Here is a 19,410-nt window from a genome sequence, read left to right as displayed (position 1 = left end):
TTGCTTGATTAATTTTTTAAACAACTCACAGAGCGCTCGGCTTCTGCTGTCTTTGCTTCAGTCTCCCGAAGCAGGAGGCGCATTATACGCAATCCGTTAAGCTTGGCAAGTTCTTTTTTTGTTGGATTTTAACAGCTTAGCCATCAAAAACCTTTCACTCAAAAACCTGCTGAAGTGAACCCTGATTCAGAGCTTTATCACTTCGCTCAACCTCTCCGACCAACTTGCTGCTCGTCGTTGAGAGCGGCGCATTATACGGATCAGACTGTCAGTAGCAACTGCTTTTTTACTAAATCCACTAAAAACATGACCCACACATAAAAAGCCCGCATTAAGCGGGCTTTTTATGTGCCTGCAGAAAGGGCCTCTTAACTCTTAAGCTCAAACAAGTGATTCTTTTTCTTGCCCAGCTTCACCAGGAAAAAGCGGCCAAACAACGCCCTCTCTGGAGCAAAACATTCTGCAGTGCGCATATTGTCATCCATGCTCACAGCGTCACCGTTAATCAGTACCGCATTACGCCCAAGTGCATCTTTTACTTCGCGAGAAGCTTTGGCCATTCCGCACTCAGAAAGCAGCCCTGTCAAAGGCTTGTCGATCAGAGATTCAGTCATCAACTCACTGCTTGGCAAACCATCTTGAGCCAACTGCTCCAGATCCGATTCCCCAAGCTCAGCCAGAGAACCGCTGAACATAGCTTCAGTAATACGCTGAGCCGCTGCCAAGCCCTCCTCACCATGCACCAATCGAGTAGCCTCACGCGCCAAGACACCCTGGGCCTGGGGACGCCCCTCAGCCTCTGCATCTTCAGCCTGAATTTTGGCAATTTCCTCAACACTCAAGAAAGTGAAGTAATGAAGGAATTTGTACACATCAGCATCAGCCGTTCCCAGCCAGAACTGGTAGAAGCTGTAAGGAGACGTTTTTTGTGGATCCAGCCAGACGGCGCCCGATTCAGTTTTGCCGAATTTAGTACCGTCCGCTTTGGTAATGAGGGGCACAGTCAGACCGAATGTCTGGGCCTTGTTCTGGCGACGGGCAAGATCAATACCGCCAACGATATTGCCCCACTGGTCGCTACCCCCAACCTGCAAAGTACAGTCGTAACGACGATTCAACTCGGCAAAATCCATCCCTTGCAGCAAAGCATAGGAAAACTCGGTAAATGAGATACCAGAACCTTCACGTTGCAGGCGCTGCTGAACAGACTCCTTATTGATCATGTTATTGATGGAAAAATGCTTGCCCACATCCCGCAAGAAATCGAGCACATTCATTTCGCCCGCCCACTCGAGGTTATTGACCACGCGAGCCGGGTTATCCACCCCCTCAAACTTGATAAACTGGCTCACCTGATTGCGAATTCTGTCCGCCCAGCCTGCCACTATGTCCGGCGTGTTGAGCTGGCGCTCAGCTGCCTTAAAGCTGGGATCGCCAATCAAACCCGTCGCACCACCCACCAGAGCAATGGGGTTGTGGCCGGCATTTTGGAAACGGGTGAGAACCAAAAGAGGAACGAGGTGTCCAAGGTGCAGACTGTCTGCCGTGGGGTCAAAGCCGCAATACAGTGTCCGTGGACCCTCTGCAAGATAAGCTTCCAGCTCATCTTCACCGGTCATTTGAGCAATCAGGCCGCGTTCGCGCAGCTCCTGAATCAAGTTGCCATCCACAGTAGACATGGTTTTTACCTTAAACACTTAAAAGAACTGATGAACAAATGGAGCCAAAGGCCGCTGAGGCGGGCGCTCCAGAGAAAGCGCACAATACCGAATTCCCATGTAAAAACAAGTTTTGCGATCTGTGGGGGCGATCAAACAATCTTCGGGAACTCCCGGTTTGACTTGCTTCCCACCCTGAGAATGTGTTTTTACAGGCGGATTTCTGATATAAGTGCGTGATTCACCATAAAAAGTTTCAGGCATGCCCCATTTGGCGACAAACGGGCGCCCGCCCGCTTTAGTTTCAGAATTTAAAGACCAGAAAGGCTATTGCTCGTTGTATGAAGGCACCTGCACCCAACTCATTAATCAGTCGTGTCATTGCCCGACTGACAACATTCCCGCGCAAACATCTGATTACGGTTGGCGCCCTGTGCTCAGTTCTGATCGTCACTCTTGCCCTTAACCCCTCAAAAGACTCAGAGACCAAACGCCACAGCCAATCCATCAAGCTGACTTTGAGCAATCCCGAAATTCAGGAATTGCTGCCAGACGCCACCGTCCCAATGACACCAGACCTGGTTCCCTCTGTAGATTGGCATGTTGAAAAGGTGAGATCAGGTGACAATCTTTCTCTGATATTCCAAAGAGCCGGCCTTTCTGACCGGGACCTGTTTGAATTCATGGGTGGCCATCCTGACACCAAAATTCTGAAGCGAATTCATCCGGGGCACGAGCTGGAATTTCACATCGAGGACGATCGGTTGCTGGGTTTGCGCTATCGCTCCAACAGACTGAAGAGTGAACTGTTTACTCGCGAGGGCAGCAAATTCGAGCACGAGACCGAGACACTGCAGCCCGATATTCACACCGCCTACCGGGAAGCCGAGATCAAGTCCTCCCTGTTTATCGCCGGCCAGAAAGTCAAAATGGACGCGAACCTCATTATGGAACTCGCCAACATTTTTGGCTGGGACATCGATTTCGGACTCGACATTCGCAAAGGGGATCACTTTAAAGTGCTCTATGAAGAGCGCTTCCTGAACGGTGAAAAAATCGGAAACGGCAACATTCTGGCAGCAGAGTTCACCAACCAGAAAGAAACCTTCAAAGCCGTTCGCTACGAGGACAGCAAAGGTGATGCGCACTACTACACTCCAGATGGCAAAAGCATGCGCAAAGCATTCCTCAGAGCCCCTCTGGACTTCCGCCGGATCAGCTCCAACTTCAACCCCAGACGCCTCCACCCCATCACCAAAACCGTACGCCCCCACCGCGGCACAGATTACGCGGCATCCCGAGGCACTCCAGTCTGGTCGGCGGGAGATGGCCGGGTGATCCGCTCAGGGTATACAAAGCCGAACGGTAATTATGTTGTCATTCAGCACGGCAACAACGTCCAAACCAAATACCTCCACCTGCACAAACGCAAAGTGAAAACCGGTGACCGCGTAAAACAGCGACAGGTTATTGGCACCGTCGGCTCAACCGGCTACTCCACAGCCCCTCACTTGCACTATGAATTCCTGCTGGACGGCGTACATCGCAACCCTCGCACGGTACTCGACAAGCTACCCAAAGCGAGATCCATCGCCTCCTCAGAGATGCCTCGTTTCCTGCAAAACACGCAGCCCCTTTTGACGACCCTGGAGAACCACCATCAACAAATACTGGTTGCCAAAGCCGGGCACGAATAGAGTACGAGCAGACATCTTCGCAGCAACAAGGCCAAACACGCTATGACGGAGAGATACATAGGTCTTATGTCCGGCACCAGTGCCGACGGCATTGACGCCATCCTGATTGAATGCGAGCAGCACGATCAGCTTACGGTCTGCGGCCACGTTGAAATTCCCTACCCAAACGATATCCGCCAAAGCGTGATCGAACTGTGCCAACCGGGAGACAATGAAGTCGAGCGCCTGGGACAACTGGATCAACGTCTGGGGCAAGCCTTCGCAGAAGCCGTTAACCAACTGCTGCGAAAGAGCAACCTGTCCCCAGCGGACGTAGACGGTATTGGCAGCCACGGGCAAACCGTACGCCACCACCCGCAAGGTACCATTGAACACCCGTTCACCCTGCAAATTGGCGACCCCAATATCATTGCCGAGCAAACTGGCATCACCACAGTGGCGGACTTTCGCCGCCGGGATATGGCCGCGGGTGGCGGCGGAGCGCCCTTGGCACCCGCTTTTCACCAGGCGGTTTTCAGCTCTGACATTGAACGCAGAGTAATCGTGAACATCGGTGGTATCGCCAACGCCACCGACCTGGGATCCCAACGGGCGCCAGGTTTTGATACCGGCCCCGGCAACACCCTGCTGGACGGCTGGGTGCAACGCCATAACGGACAAACCTACGACGCCGACGGCCAATGGGCCCAAAGCGGTCGGGCTCACCCCCAATTGCTGCAGCAATTGCTGGCACACCCTTACTTTGCCGCCCCCCCACCCAAAAGCACAGGACGGGAAGACTTCAACCTTCACTGGCTTGATGCCCAGCTGGCCGTATTCAGCAAAACACACCCGGATGAGCAACTCGCCTCAGAAGATGTTCAGGCCACACTGATGGAGCTGACGGCAACCAGTATTATTGAGGCGATCAGTCGGCATATTCCTGAACACGACCATATCTATGTCTGTGGCGGCGGAGCGCGCAACACTGCGCTGATGCAACGTCTTGGTGAATTGAGCCGCAGACCGGTCTCCACCACCGCCACTCTGGGGGTTGACCCTCAACACGTTGAAGGGGCCGCATTCGCCTGGCTGGCGAAACAGACACTACACCGTTTAACCGGTAACAAGCCCGCGGCCACCGGGGCCAGTAAAGAAGTGATTTTGGGAGGGATTTACCCGGCCGGGTAAATCCGAAAACAGCGAATCAGACAACCGCTAGATCGAGAAGGACGAACCACAGCCACAGGTTGAGCTGGCATTGGGGTTTTGAACCACAAACTTGGAACCCTGCAGCCCTTCTTCGTAATTGACTTCAGAGCCGGCAAGATACGGGTAGCTCATGGCATCAACCACAACGGTAATGCCATCTTTCTCAATCACGGCATCGTCCTCGGCAACCAGCTCATCAAAGGTAAAACCGTACTGGAAACCGGAACAGCCACCACCGGTGACAAACACTCGCAATTTCAGGTCGTCATTGGCTTCTTCTTCCACCAGCGACTTAACTTTGGCAACTGCACTGTTTGTTACCTGGATGGTTTGCGGGATAAAGGTTTCAGGGGTGCTCATGATGTACTCCGAATCGACAATGCAGCGGCATCATTCGAGACAACACCGCTTCAGAGGCGCATTATCCCTTTACCCCAGTAAAACAGTCAAGTATTAGCCACAGCCTCGAGACCAGCCTGCTCTTTTACTGCAGAGTCTTTGGCCGTGGATTTTTTGGCATTCTTTGCATCGTCTTTGACCGAGGACGGCTGAGTGAACAACAAGCTGCCATTAACCTGCGCCCCTTTCACCATTTCGATCATGTTGTAATGAACATTGCCGGTTACGACGGCTTTAGCCGCCAGTTCAATGTGCTTGGCCGAGTGCACGTCCCCCTGAACTTCGCCGTTGATAATGACCGTGGGCACACAGATGTCGCCTTCCACACAGCCCTTTTCCATGATTCGTACACGGGCATCCGCACCATCTTCAGCGTAGATATTGCCTTTTACACGGCCTTCAATTTCCAGACTGCCGCTGAACTTCACATCCCCAAGCAACTCGGTTGACTTGGAAATTAACGTCGTACCGCCAGATGTCACACCCATAGACTTGTCCTTCTTACCCCACATACTCAACTCTCCTGCACCAGCCAACCAAACTTCTTTTCGACCACAACGGGTTCACGTCCTGATGACTTGGCGACCAATTCGATTCTTTCAGGTTCAAAACTTGCCGGCAGACTGATCCGGCCTTCAATGGTCTGAAAGTACTTAAATCTCAACGTAATGCTTTCGCTGGTGACATTGTCTGACACATCCTTCAACGGAAGTGTGACCAGCTGCTCACCCTGACGTCCAACAATGGTAAATTTTAGCGATCCTTTCAGCAAATTGTGCTTGGTCGCCAATTGCTGGACCACCAGCTTGTATTCGTACTGCCGTGGCACCCCTGTGGATATGACATTCAGGGAGCCGATAGTCAGTCCCTGGGCATTATCACTGGGCGACATCAACCCCCGGTAGAAGCTGATATCTTCCTGCAATCCGGCGATTTCCGACTTGAGTTCCAGCACCTCATTGCGAACCCCCTCACTGGCCTTGCGATCCACTTCCGCTCCCAGCTTAAGGTTCACCACTTCCTGTCGCAGGCGATCTGCCTCTGAGGTGGCATCGGCCAACTCAACCCGGAGTCGATCGCGCTCTGCAACGGCTTCTTCCTGCAGATTGTGGCTTTGATTCTGCCCAAACCAGTAACTGCCATAGACAGCGGCAGCACTGACAGCCAGCAACAACAACGTCAACATTGCCTTGCGCCAGGGCCGGTAAGGCACAACAACCATGCGTTGCTGTTTACTACCCTTGACCGTTCCCATTACGGCAACAGCCCCGGCAGGTTCAGCCCCTCGGTTTCGTCGAAGCCGAACATGATGTTCATATTCTGGATCGCCTGACCTGAGGATCCACGGGTTAGATTGTCGATCACCGACAACACCACCACCTTGCCGCGCTGCTGCGGCTCCAGAACCGCCAAACGACAAACGTTGGAGCCTTTGACCGTGCGGGTTTCCGGAAGGCTGCCGGCGGGCATCACATCCACAAAAGGCTCATTGGCAAATCGCTCTTCAAACAACGCCTGCAGATCAACCGCATTGCCCTTCAGATTGGCGTAAAGCGTAGCGTGGATACCGCGCACCATAGGCACCAGATGCGGAACAAAAGTCACTCTGGCAGACTCACTGCCGGCGGGCAAAACATCATTCAGGGTCTGCTCAATCTCCGGCAGATGACGATGACCTGCAGCCCCATACGCCTTGAAGCTCTCACCGGTCTCGGCCAACAACATGGGTATCTTGGCCTGACGTCCGGCACCACTGGAACCGGAGGCGGCACTGGCAATCAGATCACCGGGATCCACGATGCCCTGCTCCAGCAGGGGCAGGAAACCCAGCTCAATGGCCGTGGGATAACAACCGGGACACGCCACCAATTGGGCACTTGCGATCGCTTCGCGGTTCAGCTCTGGCAGGCCATATACGGCCTGAGGCAACAACTCAGGACAACTGTGCTGCTGGTCATACCAGCTGGACCAGAGTTCAGCATCGCGAATCCGGAAGTCAGCGGACAAGTCCACCACCCGCACGCCACGAGCCAGCAATTCCGGCATCATCGCCTGGGCAACGCCGTGTGGCGTGGCAAAAAAGACCACATCACAAGCCGCCAGCTCATCGACATCCGGTGCTGTGAACTCAATATCGAAAAAACCACGCAGGTTGGGATAGAGCTCGTCGACTCGCAGACCAGCCTCGGCGCGCGAGGTGATGATTTTAACCTCTGCCTGAGAATGATTGGCCAACAGCCGCAACAGCTCAACACCGGTATAACCCGTGCCCCCCACAATACCTACCTGAATCACATTGACCTCACTTTTGCCGCTAAAATGCGACCTGCCTGAAAAATTGATCGCAATAATAAAAACGCTGAATTTGCCGAAGACAGCAATTGCCGCCACAATGACGGTCGCTACAACGGAACCTGTATCACGTACTGGTGCGCCCCTGCGAATCAAAGCACCACCGTCGCACCGACCGCCTAGTGTATAACAACTACTTGCATAAGCAATGTAGGCTTCGATTTATTGAGCCTGCGGTTACTTGATTCCGGTTATAACGATCTTTCTGACGACTAAAAAGACTTCCCCTGACATGCCAGAACCCTCTGCCGACAATACCAGCACCAGTGACGCCAGTAGTCAGGGCACTCTCAGCAACCCCTCGCGAATGCGAAATCGCTGGCAGGAACTGCTGGACAGACTCCAACACCGACTGGCGCATCTGGACGCCTTGCCACAATTGACCATTCTGGGCTTTCTCTGCGGGCTGGCCGCGGCCGGAGTCATCACCGCTTTTCGTCTGTCCATCGATATACCGCTGCATTTGTCGCTCGGCAACAGTGAGGATTTCGAGTCGCTCCCCGGCTACTGGCACTTCTTCCTGCCGGTCATCGGCGCCCTGATTATTGGCATCCTGCTTCACTTTGTTCCGAAAGAGAACCGCCAGGTCAGTATCGGTCACGTGCTGGAGCGGCTGCACAATCACCAGGGAAAATTACCCGCCACCAACTGGGTGGTGCAGTTTTTCGGCGGCATTCTGGCACTGCTCAGTGGCCAGTCGATGGGGCGTGAAGGTCCTGCAGTTCACCTTGGCGCCGGCATCGCCAGCCAATTGGGACAATGGCTGCGCCTGCCCAACAACTGCCTGCGCACGCTGGTGGGCTGCGGTGTAGCGTCAGCTATCGCTGCCTCGTTCAACACCCCCATGGCAGGAGTCATCTTCTCCATGGAAGTCATTCTGATGGAATACACCATCGCCGGCTTTATCCCGGTGATCATGGCCTCTGTCACCGGGGCAATTGTAGGCCGGCTGGTGTTTGGCCCGGAACCGGCCTTTACTGTTGTGCCCCTGCAAATGGAAAGCCTCACCAATTTGCCCGTTGTGGCCCTGGCCGGACTGGTGGTTGCGGTTTTTGCTGCCCTGTTTATCCGCCTTCAATTGCTCATCAATAAACAACAGCGCCATCCAATCATTTTACGGATGTTGACTGCTGGCATTATCACCGGAGCACTGGCACTTTGGACCCCACAAATTCTGGGCGTGGGATACGACACCATCGACGCCGTTATGCACGGTGATCTGGCCCTGCCCCTGTTGCTGAGCATTGTTGTCGCCAAACTCATTGCCACCAGTGTGAGCGGAGGGCTGGGCGTTCCGGGTGGCTTAATTGGCCCCATGCTGTTTATCGGCGCCATACTGGGAGCGGCCATCGGCACCGTCACCAACATGGTGCTGCCAGAAAGTGGCGCCAACCCGAGCTTCTATGTGTTGCTTGGGATGAGCGCCATGATGGCGGCCGTGATGAACGCCCCGCTGGCGGCACTGATTACAGTCTTTGAACTGACTCATAACCCGCACACCATTTTCCCCACGATGTTGATCGTGGTGGTCGCCGTGATCACCACCCGGCAGCTGTTTCGCTGCGAAGGCATTTTTATTGCCCAGCTGGAAGCCAACGGCTATAGCCTCAGTCACGGCCCAATCCGCCAGGCTTTGAATCGTGTGGGCGTTCGCAGCGTGATGGAAACCCGTTTCCTGCGCTGCAAAAACCGCAACACCATTGCCCAATTGCGCCAGCGACTGCAACAGCATCCTGCCTGGCTGGTGGTCGACGAACCCGATCACGAAAAATACCTGCTGGCAGCCGCAGACGTCTCCACTTATCTGGAAAACCTGTCAGATAAAGACGGCAATACCGAGGAGCACACACCACCGGACGAGCAGGAAGAGATCAAGCTACTGGACATCCCCGGGCGACAGTGGCTGCTGAAGCCAATCCACCAGCAGGCGAGCCTCTTTGAGGCCCAGCAACAGCTCAATCAATTTAAGGCCGACGCGCTCTACGTGGAACGGGAAGGGGTTACCTGGCTGTCTCCGGTCATTGGCGTCGTCACGAAAGAGCACATCGACAATTACTATCGGGTATGATGCCCGCTCACGGACAAGAAGGAATATTCAACAAATGCTCTGGGTGAAAGCCTTTCACATAATTTTTATGGTCTGCTGGTTTTCCGGTATTTTCTATCTGCCCAGACTGTTCGTGAATCACGCCTCGGTCACAGATCCTGCCACCCGGGAACGCCTCGGGCTGATGGAAGCCAAGCTCTATCGTTTTATCACTCCATTTATGCTGCTGACCATTATTTTTGGCCTGTGGCTGGCCAGCTACTCCTGGTCGTTCTACCTGCAACAACCCTGGTTTCACGCCAAACTGGCTCTGGTTGCCGCACTGGTCATTTATCACGTCTACTGCGGCCGCTGTATCAAGCGGTTCCAGAGCGGTCAGGACAACCGCAGCCACGTTTTTTACCGGGTATTCAATGAGCTCCCCGTATTCGCGCTCTTTGGCACCGTCATTCTGGTGGTTGTGAAACCCGGCTGACGATCACAGCGCTGCCTGAACAGGACAAAATCCGGGCGTGTGTTAGACTCAAAGGATAAGGCCTCACACGCATGAAATGACGGAATTTTCCCCAAATGACGGAATTTGAAAGCAGCGCGCCAGTTATCCTCAGCTTCTCCAGCCTCGACCCGTCCGGAAGTACCGGCATACAGGCAGACATCGAATGTGCCGCCAGTCTCGGCTGCCATTGCACCCCCATAGTGACGGCCCTCTGTGCCAAAGATACCCGCGACACCAAGGAAATACTTCCGGTCGGCTCCCCCCTGCTGATTGAACAGGCGAGAGCCATTCTGGAAGACATGCAGGTCAAGGCGTTTAAAATCGGCTACACCGGCAGCGTTGAAAATGTCGAAGCCATTCACTCCATCCTGAGAGACTACCCGACCATTCCTGTGGTGCTCGACCCCGGCACCCATGTTTGCGGCACCAAACTGGCCGACGCTCCCGGCGTTCTCAGAGCCATTGAAGCACTGATTTTACCGCTCACCACAGTCACCACTCCCGACCTTGCAGAAGCCCATGAGCTGGCCCAGCAGGCTGATACCATTCACGCCTGTGCACAGGAAATCCTGGAAAGCGGCTGTGAATATGTGCTCATCAGTGGTGCCGGTCGCTCTCAGGAAACCTTTGAAAATCATTTGTTCGGCAAGCAGGGTCTGATTCAGACGTTCAACCATCGTCGTATTAAAGTACCCGCCAGCGGTTGTGGCGCGACACTGGCTGCCAGCATTGCCTGCTATCTGGGTCACGGGCTGAGAACCGAAGAAGCCATCACCCAGGGGCAAAACTTCGCCTGGCACAGCCTGGCCAACAGTCGCCGACTGGGCATGGGCAAGCGCACCCCCAACCGCTTTTTCTGGGCCGACAAAAATACCCGGCCCAATGACGCCAGCAACAGCTAACCCTTTAGCGCTAGCGCATCCCCTTCAGGGTTACATTTCACTCCGCCGTTAGCGATAATGCCCACCTATTGTCATCCACGCGGTGCCACAACGGGTACCGCATCCAGCAAAGGAAACCCCATGAGTCGTTCCAGCGAATTATTTGAGCAGGCCCAGCAACACATCCCCGGTGGCGTTAACTCGCCTGTTCGCGCCTTTAAAGCCGTGGGCGGCACCCCGGTCTTTTTTGAGCGTGCCGAAGGCGCCTATCTGTTCGATGCTGATGCGAAACGCTATGTGGACTATGTGTTGTCCTGGGGGCCAATGATTCTGGGCCATGCCCACAAAGACGTCATTGATGTGGTTATTGAGAAAGCCCGACAGGGCCTGAGTTTTGGCGCTCCCACCGAGATCGAAACCACGCTGGCCGATCGCGTCTGCGACATCATGCCGGGCATGGACATGGTGCGCTTTGTAAACTCCGGTACCGAAGCCACCATGAGCGCCATTCGCCTGGCTCGCGGCTATACCGGCCGGGACAAGATCATCAAATTTGAAGGCTGTTACCACGGCCACTCCGACTCCCTGCTGGTGAAAGCCGGCTCTGGTGCGTTGACGCTGGGCGTCCCCAGCTCACCCGGTGTTCCCTCTGCGCTGGCCGATCACACCGTCACCCTGACCTACAACGATATCGCCGGCGTCGAAGCCGCGTTTGCTGAAATCGGTGATCAGGTGGCCTGTATTATTGTTGAACCGGTAGCCGGCAACATGAACTGCGTACCACCGGTTCCCGGGTTTCTGGAGTGTCTGCGCGCCCAGTGCGACCAGCATGGCGCCGTGCTGATTATCGACGAAGTCATGACCGGTTTCCGGGTGAGCCCCACAGGCGCCCAGGGGCATTACGGTGTAGAAGCAGATCTGACCACGCTGGGCAAGGTCATGGGTGGCGGCATGCCCGTTGGTGCCTTTGGCGGCAAAAAAGAAATCATGTCTCACATCGCACCACTGGGGCCGGTGTATCAGGCAGGCACTCTATCCGGTAACCCGGTGGCCATGGCGGCAGGCCTGAAGACTCTGGAGCTGATTTCACAACCGGGCTTTTACGAGCCAGTCTTTCAGAAGACGGATCAGCTGGTAGAGGGTCTGAAAGCCATTGCCGACAAGCATGGCATTCCATTTACCAGCAACCACGTAGGTTCCATGTTTGGCTTCTTTTTCACAGAGGAAGAAAAGATCACCAATTACCAGCAAGTGATGAACTGCAACATCGAACGTTTTAATCAGTTCTTCCACGGCATGCTGCAGGAAGGGGTTTACTTCGCACCTGCTTCTTACGAAGCCGGCTTTATGTCTGCGGCTCACACCGATGAGGATATTGAATTTACTCTGGCTGCCGCAGATAAGGTAATGGCCACTTTTTAAGGGACCATTGAGGCAGCTGAACACAACGCAAGTCAACACAATCACAAACGGTAATCTTCGTTTGTGATTGTGTCGCTAATTGAATCCGGGCCTTATTGTTCTGCCAGCAGAGCCACTAACGCCTGAACCTGCTCACGAGCCTGCTCAGACATATCGATGATATGACAACCCGCCCAACAGACCGGGTCATCATCCAGAGAACGCACCCACAGGCAATCCACACCTAGACGAATCGAGGTATCACCGCACACCGGGGTGGGAAGAATCAGGTTGAGCTGATACACATGATCCGCCTGCATGGGCATCTCACCCAGCAACATCAGCCCCTGTTCGTGAATGTTGGCCAGTCGCCCAAGATACAAGTCCCGATTGGCGTCGTACACCTCAACAGACCCCACCACGCCGAAGCGATCCAGATTGCGCTGATCCATGTGTTTCGCTTCCTCCATATCAGGACTTACCTTTTGGTTTGAGCCCCTCGGCCTTGGCGTTCAGACTCTGGAAGATGTTCTCCAGTGCCCGCTCGAAGAACGGTTTAGAGCTGCCGGCAATGACTTTGGCCTTATGGGCCAACATATCACGCGCTAATTCAAGCCCTGACTTCATTGCCACCTTCTTGCCCATCTGATCGACCAGCATGTAATGCAGTGTCTTTGAGTTGTACCAGGCTACCTTCAGGCGCTTGCCACCATCGAATTCAAACCAGGTGCCGAACTCGATCATTTTCAGATTTTCCACCATCCGCAGCTCTTCAGCGTTCGGCTGATCTTCTGCGGCATCGCTCTGGCCTGCTTTCTTGGCAGCCATGGCTTCCAGCTTGCTGCGCATAGGTTCAGGGGCAGGGTCAATCTGCTTACTCTGCAACGCCATCTTCTGCAGAGAATAGAGAGCCTCCAGTAACTTTTTGCCTTTTGCCTGATCGTAGCCAATGGTCTCAAAGCCCACCTCCAGATTGTTCAGTAAAGAGGTGTGCATTTCCTTTTGCCGACTCTTGTCTTCGGCATTTTCTTTTGGCTCAATACTCCACAACACGTCATCAATGACCTGAGTCGCACGCAACCAGCTGTCTGATGTTTCACCGTAGCGCAGCAGGATAAAAGCCAGATAATCCGACCAGGGCTGCAGCAGCATCAACAGCACTGCAGAGGGCAATTCGCGTCCATCGGTGCGTGAACGCACTTCTTCATTGACGCGTATTTTAACTTCTCTCAACTTCTCTTCGCCCTGGACTTTCTCCATGGCGCGGCGTTCCATCAGTTCCTGACGGCGAGAAATTTTCTTGGTGTAACCACTGAACTCCAGCAGCAGTTCCGCAAACAGACGGACATCGTTTTTAAACTCTTCCAGCACCCGCGACACTATGGACTTGATCTTGTCGTATATGTCGAACTGACTGGAACCGTCATTACTGACCCATTTCACACCAGCTTCAGCCATATTGTTCAACAACAAGCGGGCGGGGTGTTCTGTCTGTTCAAAGAAGCTTTTATCGATAAAGGCAATCTTGAGGAACGGCGTGTGCAAGTAACTGAGCAGCGCCTTAACTGAATCCGGCAAGTTGTCATCAGACAACATGTACTCAAACAACATGCCCACCAGATCGATGGTATGCATATCGCCGGGATCTACGGAATCTTCGTCCCCCTCTTCCTCAATCAGTTGTTGTGCCAGCTGTTGACTGACATTGGCCACTGGCAGGGGCTGAAGGGTGCCCGGCTGGGCCTCCATTAGTTGCTGGCCGGTAACCGTCAACGCCTGAGTTTGCAAAGCCTGCAAAGCTCCAACCAGCTGTTGATTCGAGTAAACCATGCCGGGACGACCGCCTGGTGCGGCAGCGCCCCCCTGACTGACACCAGAGGATGGCTGTGCCACCAGACTCTGTATGGACGTGGGCGCCCCACCACCTCCACTCTGAGCACCGCCCGCCTGAGGAGCAAAACCACCAATATGGTTCTGCAGCGTGCGGATGGCATCCACCAGACTGTCCTGATATTGATCCGACGGAAGGCTCGCATCAGGACTTTCCATAAAGCCCGAAGCCGCAGACTGGGAACCCGGCAACTCAACCTCACCACCGGCCTGCAGATTATCCCAGCTGTCGTACACCGCGTCGGCCGGGGGAGCGGCTTTGCCCGAGTCAGACGTCACGGGACGGTGGCGCAAATTCGGCAATATGCCTTTACCAACCAGATACTGATTGATTTCCTGCAGGGGCTCGGCCAGCTGCACCATTACCTCACGATCAAACAACTTATAGATAATGATCTTGCTTTTGGTACTGAGCGCCGTGCGCTGCAAACTTTTTCTCAGAGATTCACAATACTGGACCGGGCCCGCCGGATTGCTGCGGTCGTCGACTTTTTCACCCTTATTCAACACCGCCAGACGCTGATTCAATGCCCAGAGTGATTCCGCGTAATGATTTTCAGCACGGTGGGTAATCGAGGTAATGGCAATGGTTTCTTCAAGGTCTTCGTTATCCACCAGTGACAACATGTCTTTCTGGTACTTTTCTTCACCGGTACTGGTCGCCAGCTCATGACGCTTGAACTTGATGAAACCTTCACCGAGATAGCCCAGAAAATACCGTTCGATCTGTGGCAACGCCTTATGCAGCAGGTCCTGCTGCTCAAGAAATTCTGATTTTTCCTTGTTGGTCTTGGCGCGGCCAGAATGCTCCAAAAAGTGGTTATCCAGCGCTTTCATGAATTGCGCAAAACAATCACCCGCGTGCTCAACCAGAATGGTCTGGCAAGCCTTGAGGTAGTCAATAATCACGCTGTCGGTCAAACCGCCGGCCGTGGTTTCGGGGGGGTGCAATTTGCTCATAAATTCAGAGTTTTTCCATCACATCCGTGGTTATCTTCAGAAGTCACGCCATCAGTGAAAGTCTTGCCCAATGACATCCTGTCTTTCGTTTTGTGTGATTTTACTTCAGTGCCCAGCTAATTGAGATTTTGGCTTCTCCGGGGCTATATAACATGTCTTGCAAGACTCAGTGTCTTGCCTGGATTGTGTGGCAGAAAGAGCTTTCGCCCCTTGCCCACTCCCTGTCCGCAGTCGCCCTTTACGCGCCTGATACCAGAGGTCACTGATGTTCAATGTGACATAGCGAGCAAAAAACACAAGTTCTATTTTCACCTTTTCGACTGCCCGGTCAATTCGCAGACGACCGGAAGTCAAGCTGCCGTCACTGCATATTCAGAGACTCGACCAGCCTTTGAGTGCCGCGACAGTCCGTGCGACAGTAGCGCTGGGCCTGGCGGGCAAACCTCTGAGCCTGAGGGATATCTCCCAGCTGGCGATAGCTTTCGCCCAGGATCTGATAAAACCGGGCATTCCGACGATCGAGACGCAGTCCATGCTCGGCGGTCTCAATCGACTTTTTCCACTGCTGCTGTGCCATATAAGCCTCGGCGTCCGCCGCTATCGCCTCGATAGCCGGGTCCATACTGGGAGCAGGAGGCTCTTCCGGACGTACAGGTTCCGGCACCGGCCGGTCATAGGGGCCCGGGTACTGGCCGCCCGTTTCAGGGGTGGATGATTCGGGATACGGCCCCGGAGGCTGCGTTATTCCACCACGCTCTTCTACGGGTACCTGAGTAACGGGAGCACTGGACTGACAGGCCGACAACAGGACTACAGACACCAACACAAAACACAAAACACAGTTTGACATAGCCAGACCAGTTAAGCCCTGACAGATCAAAACCGCCTGACAACTCTTGGCCAGCTGCCGAACGTCTTTTTCGGATTGTGCCTTCTAAAACCATTTTTTCATCCAATGCAGTACGGGGTTTTCCACCCAGTCACAGGCGGCGTATTCCTCTGGGCGCTGCTCGCGAGTAAAAGGTATCAACCTGGATCCGCGACAGTTTTCACCGCTCAAGCGGCCATTTTCACCGTCAACCCACAGGTATTCAATGTCCGGTGAGGCAAAAATATCCAGACTTTCCGTGGGCAGACGAGAAAATATGTCCGTCCAGACCTGTAACGCGCCTGTCCCGCCCGTCAGCGGCGTGTCGCCATTATCATCTCTGCCAATCCAGACCACCGCCAGATCGCGGCCACTGAATCCGGCAAACCAGCTGTCTTTTTGGTCATTGGTGGTGCCCGTTTTGCCGGCCAGAGCCAGGGTGCGGGGCAATCTCAGATAAGCGGTGCGCCCGGTTCCCTCTTCCATCACGGACTGCATGGCAAACTGCACCAACTGGACCGCCGCAGATTCCACCGGATCGCCCAGCTGCAGCGGATAACGATTGAGGCGATTGCCTTGCGCATCCTCAACAGAACGAATGGCCCTCAGGGGCATGACAACACCATCGTTGGCCAGCGTATGGTACATTTCGGCAACCTCCGCCGGAGACAGCTCCATGGTACCCAACAGCATAGACGGCACCTGGGTGATTTGCTTCTTCACCCCCAGTTGCGCAAAGGTTTCGGCCACCTTATCCAGTCCCACCATCATCCCCAGGCGAGCCGTCGCCTGATTGTAGGAGCGAGTCAGGGCATCAATCAACATCACATCGCCGTGAGATTCACGCTCAAAGTTTTTCGGCTGCCACACATCACCATTGGGTCCCGCAACAGAGACGGGACCGTCACTGATGGTAGAGGCCAGATTGTAGGGTTGTCCCTTTTTGAGGGCGGTCAGGTAAACCGCAGGCTTGGCCAGCGACCCAATGGGACGCGTCGCGTCCAGGGCACGGTTAAACCCTGCAAACTTGGGATTGCGATCTCCGACAACGGCTTCCACCTCTCCGCTGCCCACCGAAGTAATGATGGCAGCGCCCTGCAGCGTATCTTTTTTCACGCCGTAGCGGCTTTCAAGCTCATCGAGTCGCTCTGACAGCGCCCGCTCGGCCTGCCGTTGCGCCGGCAGGGACAGAGTCGTGTATATCTTCAGACCGTCTGAACTCAATGCTTCATCGTCATAGTCTTCACGCAGTTGTCGCTTCACCAGATCGATAAATGCCGGATAATCATGCAGGCGACGCTGAGAAACAGGTACCACACCCAACTGCTGCCGTTGCGAGCGTTTCAGAAGAGATTCATCGATCAATCCCTGCTCATAGAGAATATCGAGCACCAGATCACGACGCTCTTTTGCACGCTGGGGATGACGCCAGGGATTGTAGAAAGACGCCCCTTTCACCAGCCCGACCAACAACGCCAATTGCGATTCATCAAGGGAAGACAGTGGACGACCAAAGTAGTGTTTGGAGGCCAGGCCGAAACCGTGAATCTGTCTGGGACCGCTTTGCCCCAGATAAACCTCATTCATGTAGGTTTCAAGAATCTCGCCCTTGCTGTAATGCCATTCCAGCAGTACCGACATCATGGCTTCGGTAATCTTGCGGGACAGTTTGCGACTGTCATCGAGGAAGAAATTCTTAACCAGCTGCTGCGTCAGAGTACTGCCGCCCTGCACCACTCTTCCGGTCTGCAGGTTTACCCAGGCTGCACGCGCAATGGATTTGAGTGACACACCATGGTGGTTGACGAAATTGCGGTCCTCCACCGCAATCAACGCCTCACCCAGCAAAGGCGGGACGTCCGACAGCTGAATCAACTCCCGATCTTCCTGCCGTTGTGGATAGATGCCACCGATCAACACCGGTTCCAGGGTAATCAAAGACGCCGAATCACCTTTGAGAATCTCGAAACTGACAATGCGATCGGACTGAAATCGGATGCGTAGATAGCGCTCAGGCTCATCTTTACCACCCGCAACATAGGGCCGGGTTGCGATATCGATAACACTGCCATCCGTACGCCACTGCCCTGGTGCAGACAAGCGGTTAACCGGACGATACTCCAGTGCTTTTAGCTCGTTCACCAAATCGGTTCGGGTCAACTGTTTGCCCTGATACAGCTCCAGTGGCTGTGCATAAACACGCGCCGGCATGGCCCATTTACGGCCATCAAATTTTCGCTGCACTTCAAAATTCAGATACAGGACCCACGCCGCAAACAGCAGCGTCAAAATGAGGATAGGCCACCGAACCAAACGCCAAATGCGCCTCAAGGTGGAGGGAGGGGCGCTCTTTTTTGAGCGTTTTGATTTGCGTTGTCGACTCATAGGCGTGAAGTGTACTGACTCTGAACGGGTAGACAAGGCATAATAGCCTCTTGCGGACTTGTCGGCCGGGATTTTGCTGAAAATATCTCAGGATCAAAACGGCATCTCACATTCAGCATTGACTGCGAACAATCACTGACACCACCAACAGTAAGGAACCGGACATTATGTCGGACAACCAACATCAGGAATATCACGTCTATGGCATTGGCGCTGCCCTGGTCGATACCGAAATTGAAGTCACAGATCAGGATTTGACTACCCTCAATATTGATAAAGGCGTGATGACCCTGGTGGACGAAGCCCGCCAGCAAGAATTAATTGAGCACTTGTCCGATCACCTGGTGGCCTCAAAGCGTGCCAGTGGTGGTTCCGCCGCCAACACCATCATTGCCGCCAGTTACTTTGGCGCCAAAGCCTTTTACAGCTGCAAAGTCGCCAGCGATGACAACGGTGACTTTTACCTGCAGGATCTGCGCGACGCGGGGGTCGACAGTCTGCCCAACACAGAACGTCAGACCGGTGTGACCGGCAAGTGCCTTGTGATGATAACCCCCGACGCTGAACGCACAATGAATACGTTTCTGGGCATCAGCGAAACTGTGTCCTCAAGCGAACTCAGCCCCACGGCCGTAGCCACTTCTCAGTACGCCTACATCGAAGGCTATCTGGTCTCTTCAGAAACCGGGCGCGCGGCTGCCATCGAACTTCGCCAGCAGGCAGAAGCCAATGGCGTCAAAACCGCGCTCAGTCTTTCCGACCCGGCAATGGTTGAGTTCTTCCACGACGGCCTCAAAGAGATGCTGGGCGATGGAGTGGATCTGCTGTTTTGCAATCAGGCCGAAGCACTGGGCTTTACCCGTACCCAGACCCTGGAAGACGCCGTAACCGAGCTGAAGAAAATCGCTCGCAGCTTTGCCATCACACTTGGCTCTGAAGGCGCTCTGATAGTGGACGGTGAAAACCGTTGGAACATTGAGCCACACAAGGTGACAGCCATCGACACCAATGGAGCGGGCGACATGTTTGCTGGTGCATTTATCTTTGCCATTACCCAAGGGTACAGCCCTGAACAGGCCGGCAAACTGGCAAGTCGCGCCTCAGCTCAGGTGGTCAGCCAGTTTGGCCCCCGCCTGCGTCCGGAGCAGCATCAGGAAATTTTACAGGAAGTACTGGGTTAGCCAG

16 protein-coding genes are annotated in these 19,410 nt (G+C 54.2%); 7 read left to right on the top strand and 9 right to left on the bottom strand.

Annotated elements, in window-relative coordinates:
• Nucleotides 1–368 precede the first annotated feature (368 nt).
• Nucleotides 369–1,679, bottom strand: coding sequence for a tyrosine--tRNA ligase (gene tyrS, locus KOI40_RS06525; protein ID WP_216096633.1), 1,311 nt, complete (start codon nucleotides 1,677–1,679; stop codon nucleotides 369–371).
• A gap of 320 nt (nucleotides 1,680–1,999) precedes the next feature.
• Here tyrS and KOI40_RS06520 point away from each other — a divergent pair, with 320 nt between their 5' ends.
• Nucleotides 2,000–3,355 (top strand): OapA family protein, encoded by a 1,356-nt coding sequence (locus tag KOI40_RS06520; protein WP_216096632.1) that lies wholly within the window; start codon nucleotides 2,000–2,002, stop codon nucleotides 3,353–3,355.
• A 42-nt stretch (nucleotides 3,356–3,397) separates the two neighbouring features.
• Nucleotides 3,398–4,525, top strand: a complete 1,128-nt coding sequence (locus tag KOI40_RS06515; protein ID WP_216096631.1) for an anhydro-N-acetylmuramic acid kinase — start codon at nucleotides 3,398–3,400, stop codon at nucleotides 4,523–4,525.
• A 27-nt stretch (nucleotides 4,526–4,552) separates the two neighbouring features.
• Here KOI40_RS06515 and erpA read toward each other — a convergent pair whose 3' ends face one another.
• From erpA to argC, 4 genes are all read right to left on the bottom strand, one after another.
• Nucleotides 4,553–4,906: an iron-sulfur cluster insertion protein ErpA gene (gene erpA, locus KOI40_RS06510; protein WP_216096630.1), complete on the bottom strand. Its 354-nt coding sequence runs from the start codon at nucleotides 4,904–4,906 to the stop codon at nucleotides 4,553–4,555.
• Between the two features lie 86 nt (nucleotides 4,907–4,992).
• The gene (locus tag KOI40_RS06505) at nucleotides 4,993–5,457 is read right to left on the bottom strand and encodes a bactofilin family protein (RefSeq protein WP_216096629.1); all 465 of its coding nucleotides are present in this window, start codon (nucleotides 5,455–5,457) and stop codon (nucleotides 4,993–4,995) included.
• Nucleotides 5,458–5,459: 2 nt separating this feature from the next.
• On the bottom strand, nucleotides 5,460–6,200 hold the full coding sequence (locus KOI40_RS06500; RefSeq protein ID WP_216096628.1) for a DUF6776 family protein: 741 nt from the start codon (nucleotides 6,198–6,200) through the stop codon (nucleotides 5,460–5,462).
• A complete protein-coding gene (gene argC / locus KOI40_RS06495) occupies nucleotides 6,200–7,240 on the bottom strand; it encodes an N-acetyl-gamma-glutamyl-phosphate reductase (RefSeq protein WP_216096627.1) in 1,041 nt (346 codons plus the stop codon). Before argC ends, KOI40_RS06500 begins: the two co-directional genes overlap by 1 nt.
• 289 nt (nucleotides 7,241–7,529) lie before the next feature.
• On the opposite strand from argC, the gene KOI40_RS06490 reads away from it, so the two are divergent.
• From KOI40_RS06490 to hemL, 4 genes are all read left to right on the top strand, one after another.
• Nucleotides 7,530–9,365 (top strand): chloride channel protein, encoded by a 1,836-nt coding sequence (locus KOI40_RS06490; RefSeq protein ID WP_216096626.1) that lies wholly within the window; start codon nucleotides 7,530–7,532, stop codon nucleotides 9,363–9,365.
• 34 nt (nucleotides 9,366–9,399) lie between these two features.
• Nucleotides 9,400–9,819 carry a protoporphyrinogen oxidase HemJ gene (hemJ, locus tag KOI40_RS06485; RefSeq protein ID WP_216096625.1) on the top strand — a complete coding sequence of 140 codons (420 nt, stop codon included), beginning with the start codon at nucleotides 9,400–9,402 and terminating at the stop codon, nucleotides 9,817–9,819.
• Between the two features lie 95 nt (nucleotides 9,820–9,914).
• Complete coding sequence (thiD, locus tag KOI40_RS06480) at nucleotides 9,915–10,742, top strand: bifunctional hydroxymethylpyrimidine kinase/phosphomethylpyrimidine kinase (RefSeq protein ID WP_216096624.1); 828 nt, start codon at nucleotides 9,915–9,917, stop codon at nucleotides 10,740–10,742.
• Nucleotides 10,743–10,862: 120 nt separating this feature from the next.
• Complete coding sequence (hemL, locus tag KOI40_RS06475; RefSeq protein WP_216096623.1) at nucleotides 10,863–12,143, top strand: glutamate-1-semialdehyde 2,1-aminomutase; 1,281 nt, start codon at nucleotides 10,863–10,865, stop codon at nucleotides 12,141–12,143.
• Nucleotides 12,144–12,235: 92 nt separating this feature from the next.
• Here the strand turns inward: hemL and KOI40_RS06470 are convergent, their stop codons facing one another.
• The 4 genes from KOI40_RS06470 to mrcB all read right to left on the bottom strand — a co-directional run bounded on the left by KOI40_RS06470 (nucleotide 12,236) and on the right by mrcB (nucleotide 18,225).
• Nucleotides 12,236–12,592 (bottom strand): PilZ domain-containing protein, encoded by a 357-nt coding sequence (locus KOI40_RS06470; protein WP_216096622.1) that lies wholly within the window; start codon nucleotides 12,590–12,592, stop codon nucleotides 12,236–12,238.
• A 1-nt stretch (nucleotide 12,593) separates the two neighbouring features.
• Complete coding sequence (locus tag KOI40_RS06465; protein ID WP_216096621.1) at nucleotides 12,594–14,972, bottom strand: DUF1631 domain-containing protein; 2,379 nt, start codon at nucleotides 14,970–14,972, stop codon at nucleotides 12,594–12,596.
• Nucleotides 14,973–15,333: 361 nt separating this feature from the next.
• Nucleotides 15,334–15,822, bottom strand: a complete 489-nt coding sequence (locus tag KOI40_RS06460; RefSeq protein ID WP_216096620.1) for a tetratricopeptide repeat protein — start codon at nucleotides 15,820–15,822, stop codon at nucleotides 15,334–15,336.
• Between the two features lie 84 nt (nucleotides 15,823–15,906).
• On the bottom strand, nucleotides 15,907–18,225 hold the full coding sequence (gene mrcB, locus KOI40_RS06455; RefSeq protein WP_233710088.1) for a penicillin-binding protein 1B: 2,319 nt from the start codon (nucleotides 18,223–18,225) through the stop codon (nucleotides 15,907–15,909).
• A 167-nt stretch (nucleotides 18,226–18,392) separates the two neighbouring features.
• Here mrcB and KOI40_RS06450 point away from each other — a divergent pair, with 167 nt between their 5' ends.
• Nucleotides 18,393–19,406 (top strand): adenosine kinase, encoded by a 1,014-nt coding sequence (locus KOI40_RS06450; protein WP_216096618.1) that lies wholly within the window; start codon nucleotides 18,393–18,395, stop codon nucleotides 19,404–19,406.
• Nucleotides 19,407–19,410 lie beyond the last annotated feature (4 nt).

Source organism: Pseudomaricurvus albidus (assembly GCF_018863235.1).
GTDB lineage: Bacteria > Pseudomonadota > Gammaproteobacteria > Pseudomonadales > Cellvibrionaceae > Pseudomaricurvus > Pseudomaricurvus albidus.
Note: the sequence above shows the minus strand (reverse complement) of the source record. Positions and strands in the feature narration are given on the sequence as shown.

Bases quoted from the DNA above. Each gene is read 5' to 3' on its own strand.
- hemJ (WP_216096625.1), top strand. From the start codon at position 9,400: ATGCTCTGGGTGAAAGCCTTTCACATAATTTTTATGGTCTGCTGGTTT.
- hemL (WP_216096623.1), top strand. From the start codon at position 10,863: ATGAGTCGTTCCAGCGAATTATTTGAGCAGGCCCAGCAACACATCCCC.
- KOI40_RS06470 (WP_216096622.1), bottom strand. From the start codon at position 12,592: ATGGAGGAAGCGAAACACATGGATCAGCGCAATCTGGATCGCTTCGGC.
- tyrS (WP_216096633.1), bottom strand. From the start codon at position 1,679: ATGTCTACTGTGGATGGCAACTTGATTCAGGAGCTGCGCGAACGCGGC.
- KOI40_RS06465 (WP_216096621.1), bottom strand. From the start codon at position 14,972: ATGAGCAAATTGCACCCCCCCGAAACCACGGCCGGCGGTTTGACCGAC.
- KOI40_RS06520 (WP_216096632.1), top strand. From the start codon at position 2,000: ATGAAGGCACCTGCACCCAACTCATTAATCAGTCGTGTCATTGCCCGA.
- KOI40_RS06500 (WP_216096628.1), bottom strand. From the start codon at position 6,200: ATGGGAACGGTCAAGGGTAGTAAACAGCAACGCATGGTTGTTGTGCCT.
- erpA (WP_216096630.1), bottom strand. From the start codon at position 4,906: ATGAGCACCCCTGAAACCTTTATCCCGCAAACCATCCAGGTAACAAAC.
- thiD (WP_216096624.1), top strand. From the start codon at position 9,915: ATGACGGAATTTGAAAGCAGCGCGCCAGTTATCCTCAGCTTCTCCAGC.
- KOI40_RS06460 (WP_216096620.1), bottom strand. From the start codon at position 15,822: ATGTCAAACTGTGTTTTGTGTTTTGTGTTGGTGTCTGTAGTCCTGTTG.
- KOI40_RS06490 (WP_216096626.1), top strand. From the start codon at position 7,530: ATGCCAGAACCCTCTGCCGACAATACCAGCACCAGTGACGCCAGTAGT.
- KOI40_RS06505 (WP_216096629.1), bottom strand. From the start codon at position 5,457: ATGTGGGGTAAGAAGGACAAGTCTATGGGTGTGACATCTGGCGGTACG.
- mrcB (WP_233710088.1), bottom strand. From the start codon at position 18,225: ATGAGTCGACAACGCAAATCAAAACGCTCAAAAAAGAGCGCCCCTCCC.
- KOI40_RS06515 (WP_216096631.1), top strand. From the start codon at position 3,398: ATGACGGAGAGATACATAGGTCTTATGTCCGGCACCAGTGCCGACGGC.
- KOI40_RS06450 (WP_216096618.1), top strand. From the start codon at position 18,393: ATGTCGGACAACCAACATCAGGAATATCACGTCTATGGCATTGGCGCT.